Annotated in this window: 13 protein-coding genes and 3 pseudogenes; 13 read left to right on the forward strand and 3 right to left on the reverse strand. The window is 63.0% G+C overall.

The window, feature by feature from the left end:
• Positions 1 to 47: 47 nt before the first annotated feature.
• The 3 genes from BFE01S_RS03280 to BFE01S_RS37190 all read left to right on the forward strand — a co-directional run bounded on the left by BFE01S_RS03280 (position 48) and on the right by BFE01S_RS37190 (position 3,020).
• Entirely contained in the window at positions 48 to 1,061 is a 1,014-nt protein-coding gene (locus tag BFE01S_RS03280; RefSeq protein ID WP_028224373.1) for a YVTN family beta-propeller repeat protein, read from the forward strand.
• A gap of 230 nt (positions 1,062 to 1,291) precedes the next feature.
• Positions 1,292 to 2,116 carry an EI24 domain-containing protein gene (locus tag BFE01S_RS03285; protein ID WP_028224374.1) on the forward strand — a complete coding sequence of 275 codons (825 nt, stop codon included), beginning with the start codon at positions 1,292 to 1,294 and terminating at the stop codon, positions 2,114 to 2,116.
• Between the two features lie 46 nt (positions 2,117 to 2,162).
• Entirely contained in the window at positions 2,163 to 3,020 is an 858-nt protein-coding gene (locus BFE01S_RS37190; RefSeq protein ID WP_042337147.1) for a competence/damage-inducible protein A, read from the forward strand.
• A 184-nt stretch (positions 3,021 to 3,204) separates the two neighbouring features.
• On the opposite strand, the gene BFE01S_RS03295 is transcribed toward BFE01S_RS37190, so the two are convergent.
• Positions 3,205 to 3,669, reverse strand: a complete 465-nt coding sequence (locus BFE01S_RS03295; protein ID WP_028224375.1) for a rhodanese-like domain-containing protein — start codon at positions 3,667 to 3,669, stop codon at positions 3,205 to 3,207.
• A 482-nt stretch (positions 3,670 to 4,151) separates the two neighbouring features.
• On the opposite strand from BFE01S_RS03295, the gene glnA reads away from it, so the two are divergent.
• The 4 genes from glnA to BFE01S_RS03315 all read left to right on the forward strand — a co-directional run bounded on the left by glnA (position 4,152) and on the right by BFE01S_RS03315 (position 10,723).
• Complete coding sequence (glnA, locus tag BFE01S_RS03300; protein WP_028224376.1) at positions 4,152 to 5,567, forward strand: type I glutamate--ammonia ligase; 1,416 nt, start codon at positions 4,152 to 4,154, stop codon at positions 5,565 to 5,567.
• 216 nt (positions 5,568 to 5,783) lie between these two features.
• The gene (glnL, locus tag BFE01S_RS03305; RefSeq protein ID WP_028224377.1) at positions 5,784 to 6,926 is read left to right on the forward strand and encodes a nitrogen regulation protein NR(II); all 1,143 of its coding nucleotides are present in this window, start codon (positions 5,784 to 5,786) and stop codon (positions 6,924 to 6,926) included.
• Between the two features lie 33 nt (positions 6,927 to 6,959).
• Positions 6,960 to 8,495: a nitrogen regulation protein NR(I) gene (gene ntrC / locus BFE01S_RS03310; RefSeq protein ID WP_028224378.1), complete on the forward strand. Its 1,536-nt coding sequence runs from the start codon at positions 6,960 to 6,962 to the stop codon at positions 8,493 to 8,495.
• A 137-nt stretch (positions 8,496 to 8,632) separates the two neighbouring features.
• Positions 8,633 to 10,723 (forward strand): prolyl oligopeptidase family serine peptidase, encoded by a 2,091-nt coding sequence (locus tag BFE01S_RS03315; RefSeq protein WP_042337149.1) that lies wholly within the window; start codon positions 8,633 to 8,635, stop codon positions 10,721 to 10,723.
• A 25-nt stretch (positions 10,724 to 10,748) separates the two neighbouring features.
• Here BFE01S_RS03315 and xth read toward each other — a convergent pair whose 3' ends face one another.
• Positions 10,749 to 11,543, reverse strand: a complete 795-nt coding sequence (gene xth, locus BFE01S_RS03320; protein WP_028224380.1) for an exodeoxyribonuclease III — start codon at positions 11,541 to 11,543, stop codon at positions 10,749 to 10,751.
• A gap of 567 nt (positions 11,544 to 12,110) precedes the next feature.
• Between xth and BFE01S_RS45545 the strand changes: the two are divergent.
• The 3 pseudogenes from BFE01S_RS45545 to BFE01S_RS42495 all read left to right on the forward strand — a co-directional run.
• Positions 12,111 to 12,404 (forward strand): annotated as a pseudogene (locus tag BFE01S_RS45545) (porin); the annotation flags it as partial.
• A 126-nt stretch (positions 12,405 to 12,530) separates the two neighbouring features.
• Positions 12,531 to 12,771, forward strand: a pseudogene (locus BFE01S_RS42490) (alcohol dehydrogenase catalytic domain-containing protein); the annotation flags it as partial.
• A gap of 2 nt (positions 12,772 to 12,773) precedes the next feature.
• Positions 12,774 to 13,102 (forward strand): annotated as a pseudogene (locus BFE01S_RS42495) (FAD-dependent monooxygenase); the annotation flags it as partial.
• 217 nt (positions 13,103 to 13,319) lie between these two features.
• Here BFE01S_RS42495 and BFE01S_RS03330 read toward each other — a convergent pair.
• Positions 13,320 to 14,216: a LysR family transcriptional regulator gene (locus tag BFE01S_RS03330; RefSeq protein ID WP_028224382.1), complete on the reverse strand. Its 897-nt coding sequence runs from the start codon at positions 14,214 to 14,216 to the stop codon at positions 13,320 to 13,322.
• 168 nt (positions 14,217 to 14,384) lie between these two features.
• Here BFE01S_RS03330 and BFE01S_RS37195 point away from each other — a divergent pair, with 168 nt between their 5' ends.
• The 3 genes from BFE01S_RS37195 to gtdA all read left to right on the forward strand — a co-directional run bounded on the left by BFE01S_RS37195 (position 14,385) and on the right by gtdA (position 17,613).
• Positions 14,385 to 15,617 carry a 3-hydroxybenzoate 6-monooxygenase gene (locus BFE01S_RS37195; protein WP_042337152.1) on the forward strand — a complete coding sequence of 411 codons (1,233 nt, stop codon included), beginning with the start codon at positions 14,385 to 14,387 and terminating at the stop codon, positions 15,615 to 15,617.
• Positions 15,618 to 15,678: 61 nt separating this feature from the next.
• On the forward strand, positions 15,679 to 16,548 hold the full coding sequence (locus tag BFE01S_RS03340; protein ID WP_028224383.1) for a fumarylacetoacetate hydrolase family protein: 870 nt from the start codon (positions 15,679 to 15,681) through the stop codon (positions 16,546 to 16,548).
• A gap of 3 nt (positions 16,549 to 16,551) precedes the next feature.
• A complete protein-coding gene (gene gtdA, locus BFE01S_RS03345) occupies positions 16,552 to 17,613 on the forward strand; it encodes a gentisate 1,2-dioxygenase (RefSeq protein WP_042337154.1) in 1,062 nt (353 codons plus the stop codon).
• The last annotated feature ends 101 nt before the right edge of the window (positions 17,614 to 17,714 follow it).

Below are 17,714 nucleotides of genomic sequence, written 5' to 3' on the forward strand. Positions count from 1 at the left end.
AGGCTGGCCGATCTACAATATCGGCTTACTTCCGGAAGTGAGTTTCCATGCGTAAATCCGAATTCCGCCGCGCCGCCGGCCGCCTTGCCGCAGCCGGCGCGCTGGCGTGCGCCGCGCTGCTCCCGTTGGCCGCGCGCGCGGACAACATCATCGTGCTCAATTCCGGCGAAGCCACGTTGAGCCTGATCGACCCGCAAACCCAGCAGGTCGTGGGCACCGTGCCCACCGGCAAGGAGCCGCATCACCTCTTGCCCACGCCGGACAACCAGTCGCTGATCGTCGCGAATTCGGTGTCGAACAATCTGCTCTTCGTCGATCCGAAAACCGGCAAGCCGCAGCGCTGGGTCGAGAACATCGAAGATCCGTATCAGCTCGGTTTCTCGCCCGATAAAAAGTGGTTCGTCACCACGGGCCTGCGTCTGGATCGCCTCGACATCTATCACTACGGCGGCGGCAGCGACGTCACGCTCGCGAAGCGCCTGCCGCTTTCCGCCATGCCCAGCCACATGGCGTTCACGAACGACAGCCGCATCGTGTTCGTCTCGCTGCAGGTGTCGGGCGAGATCGCGGCCGTGGATCTTCCCGGCCAGAAGGTGCTGTGGAAGATGAAGGTCGGCCCGGCGCCGGCGGGTCTGTGGCTCACGCCCGGCGACAAGTATCTGCTCGTCGGCATGACGGGCGCGGACTACGTGGCCGTGGTGGACTGGCGCAACCAGAAGATCGTCAAGCAGATCCAGGTGGGCAAGGCGGCGCACAACTTCCGCTCGCTCGTGGACGGGCGGCATGTGCTGGTGTCGAGCCGCGTGTCGAACACCATCAGCATCATCGACGAAGAGACGCTGGAGAAAACGGGCGAGATCGGTGGCCTGATGCCGGGCCCGGACGACATGGAGCTTACCGCCGACAAGCGCTACCTGTGGGTGACGTTCCGCTTCGCGAAGCACGTGGGCATTATCGACATGCAGACGAAGAAGCTCGTGAAGACGATTGCCGTGGGGCGCTCGCCGCACGGTATCTACTTCTACGACCGCGCGCCGGTCACGGCGCCTAATGGCGCTTGAGGGTGCTTGAGGGCACCTGCGGGCGTCAGAATGCGCTCGAGGTCCCTTAAGCGCACTTGACGGCGCCACGCGGGGTAGCGGGGCGCCAGCTCGCGGCGGCATCTCTGGCCGCGCGCGACCGTGCGCGGTGGTTTATGCTTGCGGCTATCGCCGCGCCGTTAGCGGCTTGCGTCGCCGCGCCGTTAGCGGCTTGCGCATTTGCCACTCACTCGCCCACGCCCCCATCCCGCATGAATGATCTGCTGCGCTCGTTCGGACGCGCGCTCGCCAGCGTGTTCCATCCCGTCATGCTGTTCCTCACCTTCATCCCGTTCCTCCTGGCGGCGATCGTGTGGGGCGCGCTGCTCTATGCCTTCTGGCAGCCGTTGATCGATATGGCGCGCATCTGGCTCGAAAGCTGGTCGTTCACCGCCTCGGTCTATCACCTGTTCGACATGCTGGGTCTCGGCGGCATGCGGGCCGTTATCGCGCCGCTCGTCGTGGTGGCCGTCGCCATTCCGCTGATCGTCGTGACCGTGCTGCTGCTGATCGTCGCGCTCGCCATGCCGCGCGTGATCCGCCATCTCTCGCGCGGGCCGTACGCCGCGCTGGAAATGCGTCGCGGCGGCAGCTGGTACGGCAGCCTCGTGCATTCGCTCTGGACCACGCTCGTCTGCCTCGTCCTGATGGCCGTGACGCTGCCGCTCTGGCTCTTCATCCCGCCGTTCTTCGCGCTGGTGCCGCCGCTCCTGTGGGGCTGGCTCACGTATCGCGTGATGACCTACGACGCGCTCGCCCTTCACGCGAGCGCCGAGGAGCGCCGCGCGCTCGTGCGCCGCTACCGCCTGCCGCTGCTCACGATCGGCGTGGTGAGCGGGCTGCTCGGCTCGCTGCCCACGGTGATCTGGGTGTCGTCGGCGTGGCTCGTGGTGCTCTTTCCGGTGGTGGCCGCCGTGACCATCTGGATCTATGCGTTCATTCTGGTGTTCACGGCGCTGTGGTTCGGCAACTACTGCCTGCGCGCGCTCCAGCGCATGCGCGCGCAGGCCGGCCACAGCGTGACGCTCACGCACTGAGGCGGTCCGTCCAGACCATCATTCATTCCCTACAGCGAGGCGACATATGGCATTTGGCGTCATCATCATCGGCGACGAGATTCTCTCGGGGCGCCGGCAGGACAAGCATCTGCCGAAGGTCATCGAACTGCTCGGCGCACGCGGCCTCTCGCTCGAGTGGGCCGACTACGTCGGCGACGATCCGCGGCGGATCACCGACACGCTGCGCCGCAGCTTCGCTTCCGGCGACATCGTGTTCTCCACGGGCGGCATCGGCGCGACGCCCGACGACCACACGCGCCAATGCGCGGCGGCCGCGCTTTCCGTGCCGCTCGCGCTGCATCCGGACGCGCAAGCCGCAATCCGCGAACGCATTCGCGACATGCATACGGGCAGCGATCCGGTGGACTACGGCTCGCCGGAAAACCAGCATCGCTTCCAGATGGGCACCTTCCCGGTGGGCTCGGAGATCATCCCGAACGGCTATAACAAGATCCCCGGCTTTTCGATTCGCGACCATCATTTCGTGCCGGGTTTTCCGGTGATGGCGTGGCCGATGATCGAATGGGTGCTCGACACGAAGTACGCGCATCTGCACCACCAGACGCCGCACGCGGAGAAGTCGCTGCTGGTGTTCGAGCTGCCCGAATCGACGCTCACGCCGCTCATGGAACGTATCGAGCACGACTTTCCGGGCGTGCGCGTGTTCAGCCTGCCGAGCGTGGGCGACACCGAGCGCGGCGGCATCTACGCGCGCCGGCATATCGACCTCGGCGTGAAGGGCGAGCCGGAGGCGGTGGCGGCCGCGTTCGTGAAGCTGCGCGAGGGCGTGCACCTGCTGGGCGGCGACATTGTCGAGCCGCCGGAACCCGCGGACGGCACCATCGATCGCGAACGCCGCAGCGGGTCGCGTGCGGGGTTCTAGGCGCGGTTCCTGGCGAGCAGGCAGGCTTGCTGCGCTGAGATGCGGCGCGCGGGCAAGACCATGGCGCATTCGATGCGCCATGGCTTTATCGCATCATCGGCCTGTCACATGCGGCGCTCAGAGTGGCCAATCGGCCGGACGGAAACCAGCAGGGAGCGCGGGGACGCAAGCCGATGCGTGCGGTTCACGCGCCGATCCACGGCAGGCCGCGGAAGCACCAGCCCGAGACGGTCTTGCGATGGCCCTGGCCGTCCTTGTCGCCTTCGAAGCCTTCGAGCAGGTCGTAGGCCTGCGTGAAGCCGGCCCTGGCCGCTTCGACGGCGGCGAGCTTCGAGCGCGCGGCGCTGCGGCAGAGGAACAGCACGGGTGCGTCGGGATCGACGGCGGCGCGCAACTGGGCGAGGAATTCGGCGTTCGGCACGCCGCCCGGGTAGCGCGTCCATTCGACGTGGACGTACTGGCCGTCGCCGATCACGGGGCGGCCCACCCAGTCGAGTTCCGCGCGCGTGCGCACGTCCACGAGGCGGGCGCGTGGGTCGAGCTGCAGAAGCTCGAACGCCTCGGCCGGTGCCACCGCGCCCGCGTAGGACAGCTGGTTCTCGGCACGGCGCTTTTCGGCCTGGGCGTACAACTGTTCGAGCGTGCTCATGACTGCGGTTCTCCTGTTTCGCGTTGGACCAAAAGACCATTCTAGCGCGCAGCTTCTCCGGCGGTCCGGGCCGTTCCGCGGAGACAATGGGAGAGGGCGGAGCGACTGCATGCATGGCGCTTTGCATCGCCGTGGTGCAAATTGGGCGTTTTGCACCATAATGGATAAAATAAGGCGCGCCAATTTCGGGATTGCACAAAAACGGTGCTTCGCGGGGGATGGCGCAGGCAATTGGGCAGCCGCCAGGCGGTGAGGGCAGCGGGGGTTTTCACCGTAACTGCGCGTCGCCAAAAGGAATTGCGCCAGCTTGGCGCATACGTGGCACGGAAGCTGCTTTATACGTCGCGATCGATACGCAGCCGGCTTGCCGACGCGGCAGAGGCGACAGCCGGCGAAGGTGACCGGCAAGGGCTGCCGGCAAGGATCAACAGAATTCGGACGGCGACGGTGTTCGCCGAAATCGTTAATCAGGAGAAAAGGTTATGAGTAAATCCGTGGCCGACGTCATGCAACTCGTCAAGGACGAAGACGTCAAGTTTGTCGACTTCCGCTTCACCGATACGCGCGGCAAGGAGCAGCACGTCTCGGTGCCGGTTTCGGCATTCGAAGAGGACAAGTTCGAGAGCGGCCATGCGTTTGACGGTTCGTCGATTGCCGGCTGGAAGGGCATCGAAGCGTCGGACATGCTGCTCGTGCCGGACGCCAACACGGCCTTCATCGACCCGTTCTACGAAGAATCGACGCTCGTGCTGACCTGCGACGTGGTCGAGCCGGCAGACGGCAAGGGCTATGAGCGCGACCCGCGCTCGCTCGCGAAGCGCGCCGAAGCGTACCTGAAGAGCACGGGCCTCGGCGACACGGCCTTCTTCGGTCCGGAGCCGGAATTCTTCATTTTCGATTCGATCCAGTGGAACACGGACCAGTCGGGCTGCTTCGTCAAGATCGGCTCGGAAGAAGCGCCGTGGTCGTCGGGCAAGGAATTCGAAGGCGGCAACACGGGTCACCGTCCGGGCACGAAGGGCGGCTACTTCCCGGTCGCGCCGGTTGATTCGTTCCAGGACATCCGCTCGGAAATGTGTCTGCTGCTCGAGCAGATCGGCATTCCGGTCGAAGTGCATCACCACGAAGTGGCGGGTCAAGGCCAGAACGAAATCGGCACCAAGTTTTCGACGCTCGTGCAGCGCGCCGACTGGACGCAGCAACTGAAGTACATCGTCCACAACGTCGCGCACACGTACGGCAAGACGGCAACGTTCATGCCGAAGCCGGTCGTGGGCGACAACGGTTCGGGCATGCACGTTCACCAGTCGATCTGGAAGGACGGCCAGAACCTGTTCGCGGGCAACGGCTACGCCGGTCTCTCGGAATTCGCGCTGTTCTACATCGGCGGCATCATCAAGCACGCCCGCGCGCTGAATGCCATCACGAACCCGGGTACGAACTCGTACAAGCGTCTCGTGCCGCACTTCGAAGCCCCGGTCAAGCTCGCTTACTCGGCGCGCAACCGTTCGGCATCGATCCGCATTCCGCACGTCGCGAACCCGAAGGGCCGCCGCATCGAAACGCGCTTCCCGGATCCGCTGGCGAACCCGTACCTGTGCTTCTCGGCCCTGATGATGGCGGGTCTGGACGGCGTGCAGAACAAGATTCACCCGGGCGAAGCCGCCGACAAGAATCTGTACGACCTGCCGCCGGAAGAGGATGCAAAGATCCCGACCGTCTGCGCGGGCCTCGACCAGGCGCTCGAAGCGCTCGACAAGGATCGCGAGTTCCTGACGCGCGGCGGCGTGTTCACCGACGGCATGCTCGACGCGTACCTCGAACTGAAGGAATCCGAACTGCAGCGCGTGCGCATGACCACGCACCCGGTTGAGTTCGAGCTGTACTACTCGCTGTAAATCGACGATGGCGCTTCGCTCGCTGCTACGCGACGAAGCGCTCGTTCGCTGCGCGACGATCGCGAGAGTTCAGGAAGGGACGGCGGCGCCGTCCCTTTTTCATTAGGCCGCAGGCCCCCGTCCAGGGCAGCGGTGCTTTCGCGGTCGCCGCAGCGCCAGGACTTCGACATCGATAGGGATAGTGCCGGTGCGCCGTGCGCAGCGCCGGACGGTTACATGGTGCTCAAGAACCTGATCAAGGCCAGGAAGGGCCACGCGGAACCGCTTTCGGACGACGCACCGCTCGTCGGCTCCGGTTTGCTGACCGGTTTCGAGGCGCTGCCGACCGTCGTGCTCGTGCTCGACAAGCGCACGCTGCGGGTGGCGTTCGCCAATCCGTCCGCGGAGGCCATGCTCGACCTCTCGCGCCGGCAGCTCGCGCAGATGGCGTGGTCGGACCTCTTTTCCAACGCCGACGAACTCGTCGCGACCATTGCCTCGATTGCCGAACACCGCTTTCATGCCACGCGGCTCGACGCCTCGCTCGAACGGCCGGGCCGCGAGCCGCTGCACGTGCACGCGATCGTGGGCTTTCTCGAGAGCGCGCCCGATTACGTGCTGCTCGAACTGTTCGAAAACGAGCGGCACATTCGCAGCGACCGCGAGGAGCGCATTCACGACCTCACGGCCGTCAACAAGCACTTGATCCGCAACCTCGCGCACGAGATCAAGAATCCGCTGGGCGGCATTCGCGGCGCGGCGCAACTGCTCGAATTCGAGCTCGGCGCGCTGCAGCGCGACGAGTTGCGCGAGTACACGCAGGTCGTCATCAAGGAGTCGGACCGGCTGCAGACGCTCGTCGACCGCCTGCTCGAACCGCACCGGCATCCGCATATCGTCGGCGACGTGAACATTCACGAGGTGTGCGAGCGCGTGCGCGCCGTGATCCTCGCGGAGTTCCCGCGCGGCCTCACGATCGAGCGCGACTACGACGTGAGCGTGCCCGACCTGCGCGGCGACAAGGAGCAACTGATCCAGGCACTGCTCAACATCGTGCGCAATGCCGCGCAGGCGCTGCGCGAACGCATTTCGCAGGGCGACGCGCGCATCGAACTGCGCACGCGCGTGGCCCGCAAGATCACGATTTCAAAACGCTTGTGCAAGCTGGCACTGGACTTGCATATCACCGACAACGGGCCCGGCATTCCCGAGGACATCCGTGACCGCATCTTCTATCCGCTCGTCTCGGGGCGCGAGGACGGCAGCGGTCTCGGACTCACGCTCGCGCAGACCTTCGTGCAGCAGCACGACGGCCTGATCGAAGTGGAAAGCCGGCCAGGACATACCGAGTTTCAGATTCTCCTGCCGCTCGATTCCTGATTGCGCACGCCAACAAGACTTCTGACCGACCTTATGAAGCCGATCTGGATAGTAGACGACGACCAATCGATACGCTGGGTGCTCGAAAAAGCCCTCGCGCGCGAGAATTTCATGACCCGCAGCTTCTCGAACGTGCGCGAGGCCGCGAGTGCGCTCGACCACGACAGCCCGCAGGTGCTGGTATCCGATATCCGGATGCCGGGCGGCTCGGGGCTGGAGCTGTTGCAGACCGTGCGCGAGCGCGTGCCGGGACTGCCCGTCATCATCATGACTGCGTTCTCGGACCTGGACAGCGCGGTGGCCGCGTTCCAGGGCGGCGCCTTCGAATACCTCGCCAAGCCCTTCGACGTGGACAAGGCGGTGGAACTGATCCGCCGCGCCGTGGACGAAAGCGTGCGCGGCGAGCATCCGTGGGACGACCGCCCGGCCGAAGCGCCCGAAATGCTTGGCCAGGCGCCTGCGATGCAGGACATGTTCCGCGCCATCGGGCGGCTCTCGCATTCGGCCGCGACGGTACTCATCACGGGCGAGTCGGGCACCGGAAAGGAGCTCGTCGCGCGCGCGCTGCACCGTCATAGCCCACGCGCCAACGGGCCGTTCATCGCGCTCAATACCGCGGCCATCCCGAAGGATCTTCTGGAATCCGAATTGTTTGGCCACGAGCGCGGCGCCTTTACCGGCGCGCAGGCCATGCGCCAGGGGCGCTTCGAGCAGGCCGAGAACGGTACGCTCTTTCTCGACGAAATCGGCGACATGCCGTTCGATCTGCAGACGCGGCTCTTGCGCGTGCTTTCGGATGGGCAGTTCTACCGCGTGGGCGGCCACAATCCGCTGCGCGCGAACGTGCGCGTGATTGCGGCGACTCACCAGAACCTGGAAACGCGCGTGCGCCAGGGCCTCTTTCGCGAGGACTTGTATCACCGCCTCAATGTGATCCGCTTGCGCTTGCCGGCGCTGCGCGAGCGCAGCGAGGACATTCCGCTCCTCACGCGCCACTTCCTGCAGAAGAGCGCGCGCGAGCTGGGCGTGGAGCCCAAGCGGGTTTCCGACGAGGCGCTCGCCTGGCTCTCGTCGCTGCCGTTTCCCGGCAACGTGCGCCAGCTCGAAAATCTCGCGAACTGGCTGACCGTGATGGCGCCGGCGCAAACCATCGAGATCAAGGATCTGCCGCCGGATCTCGTACCGACGCAGGGTACGCCGGTTGAAGCCGGCGCCGCTGCGGCAGGCATCGACGGCGCCGGTGCGGTGGCGCAAGGTGCTGCCGCGCTGGGCATAGCCGGTGCCAATGGCGGCATACCGGGCGCGCTGCCGGCCACGGCCGGCTTCGGCGCAGCCGCAAGCATTGCCGCGGCGGTAGCCGTGTGGGAAACCGGCTTGCGTACCGAGGTTGCCCGCCTGTTGCGCGAGAACAGCGCGGACGTCATGGACGAACTCTCGCGCCGTTTCGAGGCCGCCGTGATCCGCGAGGCACTGGACTTCACGCGCGGCCGCAAGGTGGAGGCGGCGGAACGCCTGGGCATCGGCCGCAACACCATCACGCGCAAGATCCAGGAACTCAATCTGGAGTAATTGCACTGGATTAACCGCGAACATCGGGCACTTGGGGCGTGCCCGATGTTCGCGACAGTGAACTGCGTGCGCGCCGTGCAAGGCGAGCGCACGCGCGCAAGGCATAATCGACGCTGGCTTTCCGCATACCATCGATCATGCCCGTGACTTCCCCCTGGCCCACCGAGGCCGATCCCTTTCTTTCTCTCGAATCGCTGGACGATCCCGCTGCCGCTGCGTGGGTCGAGGCGCAGAACGCGCGCACGCGTACCGCATGGCAGGGCGGGGCGCGCTTCGAGGCGCTCAGGAAGCGTCTCGCCGAGGCCTATCTGCCGCGCGAGCGGCCTGTGATCCCAAGCCGCTGGCAAGCGTGGGCCTACGATCTCTGGGAGGACGAAAGCAACCCCAAGGGCCTGTGGCGCCGCGCCCTCTGGGCCGACTGGCGCGCCGGCAAGCCGCAGTGGCAGACGCTGATCGACTTCGATGCGCTCGGCCAGGCCGAAGGCGTGGCGTGGGTCTGCGCCGGCCTCGACATCCTCTATCCCGATGGCGACCGCGCGCTGATCCAGCTCTCGGACGGCGGTGCCGACGCGGTGACGGTGCGCGAGTTCGACCTCGAGCGGCGCGTATTCGTGGACAGCGCGGAGGGCGGCTTCGTCATACCGAAGGAAGGCAAGCACACCATTTCGTGGATCGACCGCGACACGGCCTATGTGGGCTGGGACAACGGCCGCAGGTCGCTCACGCGTTCGGGCTACCCGCGCGAGGTACGGCGCTGGATGCGCGGTACGCGTCTCGCCGACGCCCCGGTGGTGTTTCGCGGCGAGTTCGACGATATCAGCATCGAAGCCGACTACGATCCCATCGAGAAGCGCCATGACGTCGTGCGCAGCATCGACTTCTTCGACGCGTACAACTACCGGCTCGACGAGCAGGGCGCATGGCAGCAGTACGACGTGCCCGAGCATGTCGCGATCGGTGCATGGCAGGGCTGGCTGTTGCTGGAACCGCGCCTCGACTGGGCATGCGGAGGCGTCACGCATCCGGGCGGTGCGTTGCTGGCGATCCGCGAGGACGCTTTCCTCGCCGGCGAGCGCACCATGACGGCGCTTTTCACGCCGACCCCCGTAACCTCGGCCTGCGACTGGACCAACACGAAGCAGTATCTCGTGATGTCGTGGCTCGACGACGTGCAAAGCCGCACGATGCTGTGGCAGGCGCAATGCGAAGACGGTGCGTGGACCTGGCACGCACGCACGTTTCCGGCGCGCGCGGATTCGCAGGTGGAAGTGTCGCCGATTGAAGATACGCTGAACGACGAAGTCTTCGTGGACGTGGACGACTATCTGCAGCCGCCCGAATACTGGCTCACCGACCTCGCGAAAGACGATCTTCAGGACTGGGAACTGCTCGACCGCTGGCCCACGCAGTTCGACGCGGCGCCGCTCACGGTGGTACGTTCGCACGCACTTTCCGCCGACGGCACGCGCGTGCCCTTCACGATGATCGGGCCGCGCGCGGCGCTCGAAGGGAGCGCGCGCAAGCCGGCGCCGTGCCTGCTGACCGCTTATGGCGGGTTTGCGATTCCGCTGATGCCGCAGTATCTCGCAGGCGATGGAATCGGCTGGCTGGAGCAGGGCGGGATCGTTGCGGTCGCACACATCCGCGGCGGCGGCGAGTACGGCACAGCCTGGCACGTTCAGGCGCAGACCGAGCACCGGCAACGCTCGTTCGACGACTTCATCGCCGTCGCAGAACAGCTTGCCGCCGATGGCTATACGCGCGCCGCGCAACTCGGCATCAAGGGCGGCAGCAACGGTGGCCTGCTGGTCGCCGCATGCATGGTGCAGCGCCCCGAACTGTTCGGCGCGGTGCTGAGCGAAGTGCCGCTGCTGGACATGCAGCGCTATCCGCTGCTGCACGCGGGCGCTTCATGGCTCGACGAATACGGCGACCCCGAAGACCCTGCCGAGGCGCGTGCGCTGGCGGCCTATTCGCCTTACCACCGCGTGCGTGCCGGCGTGCCGTATCCGCCGTCGCTCTTCACGACTTCGACGAGCGACGACCGCGTGCATCCGGGCCACGCGCGCAAGATGGTGGCGCGCATGCAAGAGCAGGGTCACGCGAACGTCTGGTATCTGGAGAACACCGAAGGCGGACATGGCCCAGGCAGCGATGCGCTGGAGCGCGCCGACTACGACGCGCTCGTGTTTCGCTTCCTGTGGACCACGCTGGCGGGAACATGGTGACGCGGGCCCGCGTGGCCGCACTGCTTTATGCTGGCCAGGCGCCGATATCGAGTTCGGCCACAACGGGCGTGTGGTCCGAGGGCTGTTCCCACTTGCGCGGCGTCTTGTCCACTTCGCACGACTTGAGGAGCGGCGCGAGCGCGGGCGAGAGCAGGATATGGTCGATGCGCAGCCCCGCGTTGCGGCGGAACGCGAACATGCGATAGTCCCACCACGTGAAGGTCTTCTCGGGCTGCTCGTACTGCCGGAAGGCATCGACGAAACCCAGTTCGACGAGCCGCGTGAACTGGGCGCGCTCTTCGGGCGAGACGAGATTTTGCCCTTCCCAGGCCTTCGGGTCGTGCACGTCGCGGTCTTCGGGAGCGATGTTGTAGTCGCCGAGCAGCGCGAGCTTCGGGTAGCGCGTCATCTCGTCGGCCAGCCAGTCGTGCAGCGCATTGAGCCATTGCAGCTTGTACGCAAACTTCTCGGTGCCGGGTTCCTGGCCGTTGGGGAAGTACGCGCTCACCACGCGCGTATCGCCTATCGTCGTGGCGATCACGCGCTGCTGCGGGTCCTCGAATGCCGGGATGTTGCGCACGACCGTAGCTTCGTCCACGAACAGACCGTCGCGCACGAGAATGCCCACGCCGTTATAGGTCTTCTGACCGGCGAACCAGCTGCGATAGCCGTGCGCTTCGAGTTCGGCACGCGGGAACTTGTCGTCGGTGAGCTTCAGCTCCTGGAGGCACAGCACGTCGGTCTGGCTGGCGGTGAGCCAGTCCATGACGTGCTGCAGGCGGACTTTGAGGGAATTCACATTCCAGGTGGCGATTTTCATAGAATTATTAAGAAATTGATTTTAAGTGGTAACTTTTCTTTGACAGGATGTTGTTATACGTATCGATATACACTTTTGCGCAGAGCAACCAATCAGTACCCATATGCGACGCCGGTCTGGTTCTGCGGGGTTGCCGTATCTAATGCGTGTATGATACCGGCCCGTCACGCCGGGGGCGCGGGTTCGAGTTCCGTCCGCGCCTTCCTCATCTGGCCATTGCAACCCTCGGGTGGCCATGATCCGTCCGCCCGTGCAGAACTTGTTCATCACGGAGGGCAGAGACCGCGCTAGCTTCCGATCGTCACTGTAGATGAGCCCGACCGGGCTTACATAAACGTCGCTGCTGTGGATCATGAGGCCCTGCAGCGGGTGCATCCTGCCTCACCCAAGCTCCCGACCAGCCCGCGCCGCAAAGCATTGGTGACGATATCAACCAATTTCGGACCGGGCTCAGGTTCGCTCGAAAACCGAAAGCTCTCGCCTTACATCAATTGGAGATCGACGCCCGCTCCATAGGTTCGATCACCAGGCGGCGCAACGTCGCGGAGATAGGCAGGCAGTTCGGCTAGCGTACGTTCCGACGTCTATTACCTTGGCGCACAGTATTTTATTAGTCCCGCTTTTGTCGTCGACGGAGCGGTCTTCCGCGTGATCAACGCCCAACACGATACTCGCGCTACGCTCGGTACGGCTCGAACGACGTACCTGCTGTCGAAGTCTACGGCTATATATGCACAGGTCGGATATCTCGCAAGCAGCGCGCATGCACGCTATAGCGTGAGCTCGGGTGGCGCCGGAGCTACACCTGCGGCTGGCTCGGATCAGACAGGTGTCATGGCTGGAATGAGACACCTTTTCTGATGCGCATCACCGGCTAACTACGCTTGGTCACATCCCGCATTTCGGTGCGTTTCGTCGGCTGGTGATGTCCTTCGCCACAGATCGGATCGTGGCAAAGCTCGTTTACCCCATATAGGAGAGCCACTCATGTCTGGCAATCGCGGCGTCGTTTATGTGGGCCCTGGTAAGGTGGAAGTTCGAACGATTGCGGACCCGCAATTGGTCGAGTCGAGCGGAAGGAAGGAAAATCACGGTGTCATCTTGTGTGTTGTCGCAACGAACATTTGCGGTTTCCGACCCGCATATGGTTCGAGGTCGCGCCACCGCACCTGTCGGGCTCGTCCTTGGCCATGAAATTACCGGTGAAGTGATTAAAGTGGGAAGCGAAGGGATGCAGCGCATATCGTGCCGCCAACAGGCGCGAAGGGGCTGAACCTGGCGGCCAGTGATGTGAGCACGCTTTATCGGATCCTGCGGAGCGTCTATCAGGATGGACGGATTGATCTGCTGGAGAAATATTCGCAGGTCCATTGAGGCGCGTCTGGAAGGCGGAGCGATTCTCCTGGTTCATGACCAGTCTTTTGCACGAATTTCCAGACCGTGACGCATTCGACAGGCGCATGCAACGCACGGATTACGACTATTTCACGAGTTCAGGGGCAGGGCTTAAGACCATAGCAGAGAACGACGTTGGCCTGCCGTACGATCCTGTCGAGTAAGCTTGCGCGGCGGAGGAACCAGCGCCGTCGTACGGTGATGCCTGCGCCTCCTGAGTCTCATCCGGTCGGCCAGTTCACATCGAGCGCGCATGGACGTTCCCGACTGATGCCGGCGATGCCAGCTATGGCACGACTGGCGAAAACCAATTGATCTGTGTGGCGTTTCCACGGCGAAGGAGGTTCAGCGTCATCGTGCCTGGGCGCGGACGCTGCCGGTCTATTCCCGAAACAGGGTTCCAATCGTTTCGCGCAACCAGACGCTAGCGGGGTCGCGCGAATATCGCTCGTGCCAGTGCTGCATGACACGATAGTTCGGAACCGTGAACGGTAACTCCATTACCTTGATGGGATTGCTTTCTGCAATTATGCGCGCGAATCGTTCAGGGACGATAGCAAGACATTCGGTGCAGACGATATTCGAAACGACTCCCAGATAGTTTGGGATGCGCAGCCCTATTCTTCGCGTGATGTCGTGGCGCTTCAACGTTTCTTCGACAATAACGTGGCCGGTTCCGTGAGTTGCGACTATCAGATGGGACTCGCCCTCGAATTCCTCCAGGGTAAGGCTCGTACCAGCGAGGCGGCGATGCTCCCGATTGACAATACAAACGAATCGGTCGGTAAAGAGTTGCTGCTGATAGATACCAGGGTCCAGATTTGTAAGAAAGCCCATCGCGAGGTCAATTTCGCCGGACTCCAACTGCCGCGCCGTGTGCTCTGAGGTGTAGCTCAGGTCAATCCGGATGTGAGGTGCGACGTCACCGAAGTGCTTCAGCAGGCGCGGCATCATTACCCGCTGGCCAATGTCCGTCATGCAGAGGCTGAACATCCGGTCAGAGGTTTTGGGGTCAAATTCTGCCCGGTGATGCAACGTCGTCTTGAGGGCAGTCATGGCCTGGCGGATGGGACCCACGATTTCGTCGGCCAGGCGGGTCGGTTGCATGCCCTCGGACGTCCGGACAAACAACGGGTCACCGTAGTGCTTGCGGAACTTGGTCAGGATCATGCTGACGGCCGATTGACCGAGATCCAACTTCTCCGCCGCTCGCGAAATGCTGCCGGTCCTGTACACCTCATCAAAGACCATCAGGTTCTTCAAATCGAGATTGTCCATCCTCACCACCTCTATCAATTTTTTTGATTATTCATATCAATTGTTACATATGGATTGAGGCAATGCGAGTCCCTACAATCGATTCAAATTTGACGTAGGTCACCGCCATGGGCTTCTCCCGGCGGGCCGAACGCCATCGTGAACTTGCAGATGAATCGGAGGAGACGCATGATTTCAGGCCAGCAACAACCCCTGCCCATCCTTATCGCGGGCGGCGGCATCGGCGGGTTCGCCGCAGCACTCGCGTTAAGCCAGGCAGGCTTCAAAGTCCGCCTTCTGGAGCGGGCTCAGGAAATCAAGGAGATTGGCGCCGGGATTCAGATCGGCCCGAACGCGTTTCACGTGTTCGAACGCCTTGGCATCACCGACGCTGTCCGTGCGAAAGCCGCGATGCCGCAAAGGCTCGTGATGATGGACGGAATTTCCGGCGAGCAGGTTGTATCCATTCCGCTCGATGATCAGTTCATCAATCGATTCACCTACCCATACGCGCTGATTCATCGGGCCGACCTTCATCGGATTCTGTTCGATGCCTGCCTGCAGTCGAATCTGATCGAACTCTCGACGAACGTGAAGGTCAATGGATTCACTGACCACGGGGACAGTGTTGTCCTTGACACGACGGACGGAGAGGTACGCGGACGTGCCCTGATCGGTGCCGACGGGCTTTGGTCTACGGTGCGCGCCCAGATCGTCGGGGACGGTGCGCCGCGTGTCTCGGGCCACATTGCCTACCGTGCAGTCCTTCCTGTCGGCGAGGTCCCTGAAGAGCTTCGTTCAAACACGATGACCCTTTGGGCTGGCGCGAAGACCCACCTCGTTCACTACCCTTTGCGCGGCGGTGAACTGTTTAACCTCGTCGCTGTTTTTCACAGTGACCGCTATGTGGAAGGCTGGGATGCCGTCGGCGACGCCCAAGAGTTGCATCTTCGTTTCCGGGATGCTGTGCCGGCGGTCAAAACCCTACTCGAGAAGATCGAAACGTGGCGTATGTGGGTTCTGTGTGACCGTGACCCTGTCAAGAACTGGTCAAAGGGCAACGTAACCCTCCTCGGCGATGCTGCGCATCCGATGTTGCAGTACATGGCTCAAGGCGCCTGTATGGCCATGGAAGACGCGGTGGTTCTCGCCGAAGAAATCGCTCACGCCGATGATGATCTGACCGCTGCTTTCGAGCGCTTTCAGGAACGTCGATATCTGCGCACGGGCAAAGTCCAGATGAGTGCCCGCCTGTATGGAGAGTTTTATCACGCTAACGGAGTGAATCGCGAGCTGCGTAATCAGTTCCTCCAGGCACGAACGCTTGAGCAGACATTGGACGGAATGGCATGGCTTTACGACGCGAACGCGATTCGACCTTCTTCCGCGCGGCTGGGCGAAAAGTCCGAACTAGCGCTCTGAGGCAGATTCCACGCCGCACGATACCGGACTCTACGTCTCCTGATACCAGCTGGAACCTAACATGAAAATCTGTCGATTCAACGAAAACCGACTCGGTGTCGTCGAGGGCAACATCGTTCGCGATGTGACCGAGGCTCTCGAACTTCTGCCCCCGGCCGCGTACCCGTTTCCCCGTCACGATGTGCTGATTGCCCATATCGAGCAGATTCGCCGTCTGGCTGCCGAACTCGCGCCGCAGGCGCAGTCGATTCCTCTGTCGGATGTACGACTGCTGAGCCCGGTCGCAAACCCGGGCAAAATCGTCGCCGCTCCGGTGAATTACCAGAAGCATCTCAAAGAAGTGCTGGGCGACCCGAATCTGCATCACGACAATCAAATCAACCAGATTCAACGCGCCGGCCTCTTTCTGAAGGCGACCAGCTCGCTCGTCGGTCCCTCCGAGGGGGTGGCGCTTCGCAAGCTGGACCGTCGAAACGACCATGAAGTGGAACTGGCGGTCGTGATTGGGAAGACGGCGGCAAATGTCTCCAGGGAGGACGCGCTCCAGTATGTGGCGGGATATTGCATCGGTCTGGACATCACCATTCGCGGACCCGAAGAGCGTAGCTTCCGGAAGTCCCCCGACTCGTACACGGTGCTTGGGCCCTGGCTGGTGACGAGCGACGAACTTCCCGACGCAGGTAACCTGGATTTCTCGATTTCCGTGAATGGCGAAACCCGCCAGAAGTCGAATACAAACGAACTCATTCTCGGTGTGCGGGAACTGATTGAGTTCGCGTCCTCCTTCTACACCCTGCAGCCGGGAGACGTGATCATCACCGGTACCCCCGAAGGGGTCGCTTCGATTCAACCGGGCGACACCATGTTCGCCGAAATCGATCGCATTGGTTCAATGACGGTGGCGGTGCGTAGCAACGACATCGGGGCTTAAGCCATGGAGACGTCCTGCGAAAATTCATCGGTGAGCGGAGAGAGCCCGGAGCGGCTCGCGTTGTATGACCGTCTCGACAAGGTCGACTCGGCTCCCCTCTGGGCCGTCATGTCGCAGCTCGTGACACCGGAACCGCGACCGCGCTGTGTGCCGCACAAGTGGGACTATGCCGCGATGCGCAAACTCCTGCTCGAGGCAGGGGAGCTGATCACCGCGAAGGAGGCAGAGCGCCGGGTACTTGTGCTCGAGAATCCAGGCATCCGCGGGATGTCCCAGATAACGCAGAGTCTCTACGCCGGGCTCCAGCTGATTTTGCCGGGCGAGATCGCGCCGAGCCATCGGCATGCTGCCTCGGCGTTGCGTCTGGTAATCGAAGGAACCGGAGGCTACACGTCCGTCAGCGGTGAACGGATTCCGATGGCGCCCGGCGATTTCATCCTGACGCCGTCGTGGACCTTTCATGACCACGGCAACGTGGGCGATGACCCCGTCATCTGGCTCGATGGCCTCGACGTTCCAATCGTCAACCTCTTCGACGCGAGCTTCGCGGAGGCTTATCCGTCCGGTGACGTGCAGAAAGTCGAACGTACTGCCGGCGATGCGGTTGCGCGTTACGGGATGAACCTGCTTCCAGTCGAGTATGTCCCGACCGGGAACTCTTCACCTGTTTTTCACTATCAGTATTCACGGGTTAAAGAGGCGCTTGGCCAGGTTGCTCTTGGTGGGGCAATCGACGCTTGCCACGGCTTCAAGCTTCAATATACGAATCCGACGACCGGCGGCTATCCAATGCCAACGATGGGGGCATTCATCCAAACGCTGCCTTCGGGCTTCATCGGTCGGGCATATCGCTCAACTGATGCGAGCGTCTACTGCGTCCGCGAAGGACAGGGTAGCACCTCGATCAACGGCGAGGTTATCGAGTGGAGTGAGGGCGACGTGTTCGTCGTCCCTTCCTGGAGCATCACTTCGCATCGGACAACCGGAAAATCCGTCCTGTTCAGCTTCTCGGATCGCCCAGCCCAGAAAGCACTCGGGTTTTGGCGGGAGATAAGGTACGACTAATTGATGTCTGCCGCGCCCGGGTAGCGGGTGCCTCCAGGCATGTCGGCGCTGGATCGACTGAAGCGACTGTGTCGTGCCTGTCGAGGTGATGCGAGTCGCAC

This window comes from Paraburkholderia ferrariae NBRC 106233, from assembly GCF_000685035.1.
GTDB classification, from domain to species: domain Bacteria; phylum Pseudomonadota; class Gammaproteobacteria; order Burkholderiales; family Burkholderiaceae; genus Paraburkholderia; species Paraburkholderia ferrariae.

What these genes read in the sequence shown, in the direction of transcription:
- xth (WP_028224380.1), bottom strand. Translation starts at nt 11,543, where the DNA reads ATGAAAATCGCCACCTGGAATGTGAATTCCCTCAAAGTCCGCCTGCAG.
- ntrC (WP_028224378.1), top strand. Translation starts at nt 6,960, where the DNA reads ATGAAGCCGATCTGGATAGTAGACGACGACCAATCGATACGCTGGGTG.
- BFE01S_RS37190 (WP_042337147.1), top strand. Translation starts at nt 2,163, where the DNA reads ATGGCATTTGGCGTCATCATCATCGGCGACGAGATTCTCTCGGGGCGC.
- BFE01S_RS37195 (WP_042337152.1), top strand. Translation starts at nt 14,385, where the DNA reads ATGATTTCAGGCCAGCAACAACCCCTGCCCATCCTTATCGCGGGCGGC.
- BFE01S_RS03295 (WP_028224375.1), bottom strand. Translation starts at nt 3,669, where the DNA reads ATGAGCACGCTCGAACAGTTGTACGCCCAGGCCGAAAAGCGCCGTGCC.
- BFE01S_RS03285 (WP_028224374.1), top strand. Translation starts at nt 1,292, where the DNA reads ATGAATGATCTGCTGCGCTCGTTCGGACGCGCGCTCGCCAGCGTGTTC.
- glnL (WP_028224377.1), top strand. Translation starts at nt 5,784, where the DNA reads ATGGTGCTCAAGAACCTGATCAAGGCCAGGAAGGGCCACGCGGAACCG.
- BFE01S_RS03315 (WP_042337149.1), top strand. Translation starts at nt 8,633, where the DNA reads ATGCCCGTGACTTCCCCCTGGCCCACCGAGGCCGATCCCTTTCTTTCT.
- BFE01S_RS03330 (WP_028224382.1), bottom strand. Translation starts at nt 14,216, where the DNA reads ATGGACAATCTCGATTTGAAGAACCTGATGGTCTTTGATGAGGTGTAC.
- BFE01S_RS03340 (WP_028224383.1), top strand. Translation starts at nt 15,679, where the DNA reads ATGAAAATCTGTCGATTCAACGAAAACCGACTCGGTGTCGTCGAGGGC.
- gtdA (WP_042337154.1), top strand. Translation starts at nt 16,552, where the DNA reads ATGGAGACGTCCTGCGAAAATTCATCGGTGAGCGGAGAGAGCCCGGAG.
- BFE01S_RS03280 (WP_028224373.1), top strand. Translation starts at nt 48, where the DNA reads ATGCGTAAATCCGAATTCCGCCGCGCCGCCGGCCGCCTTGCCGCAGCC.
- glnA (WP_028224376.1), top strand. Translation starts at nt 4,152, where the DNA reads ATGAGTAAATCCGTGGCCGACGTCATGCAACTCGTCAAGGACGAAGAC.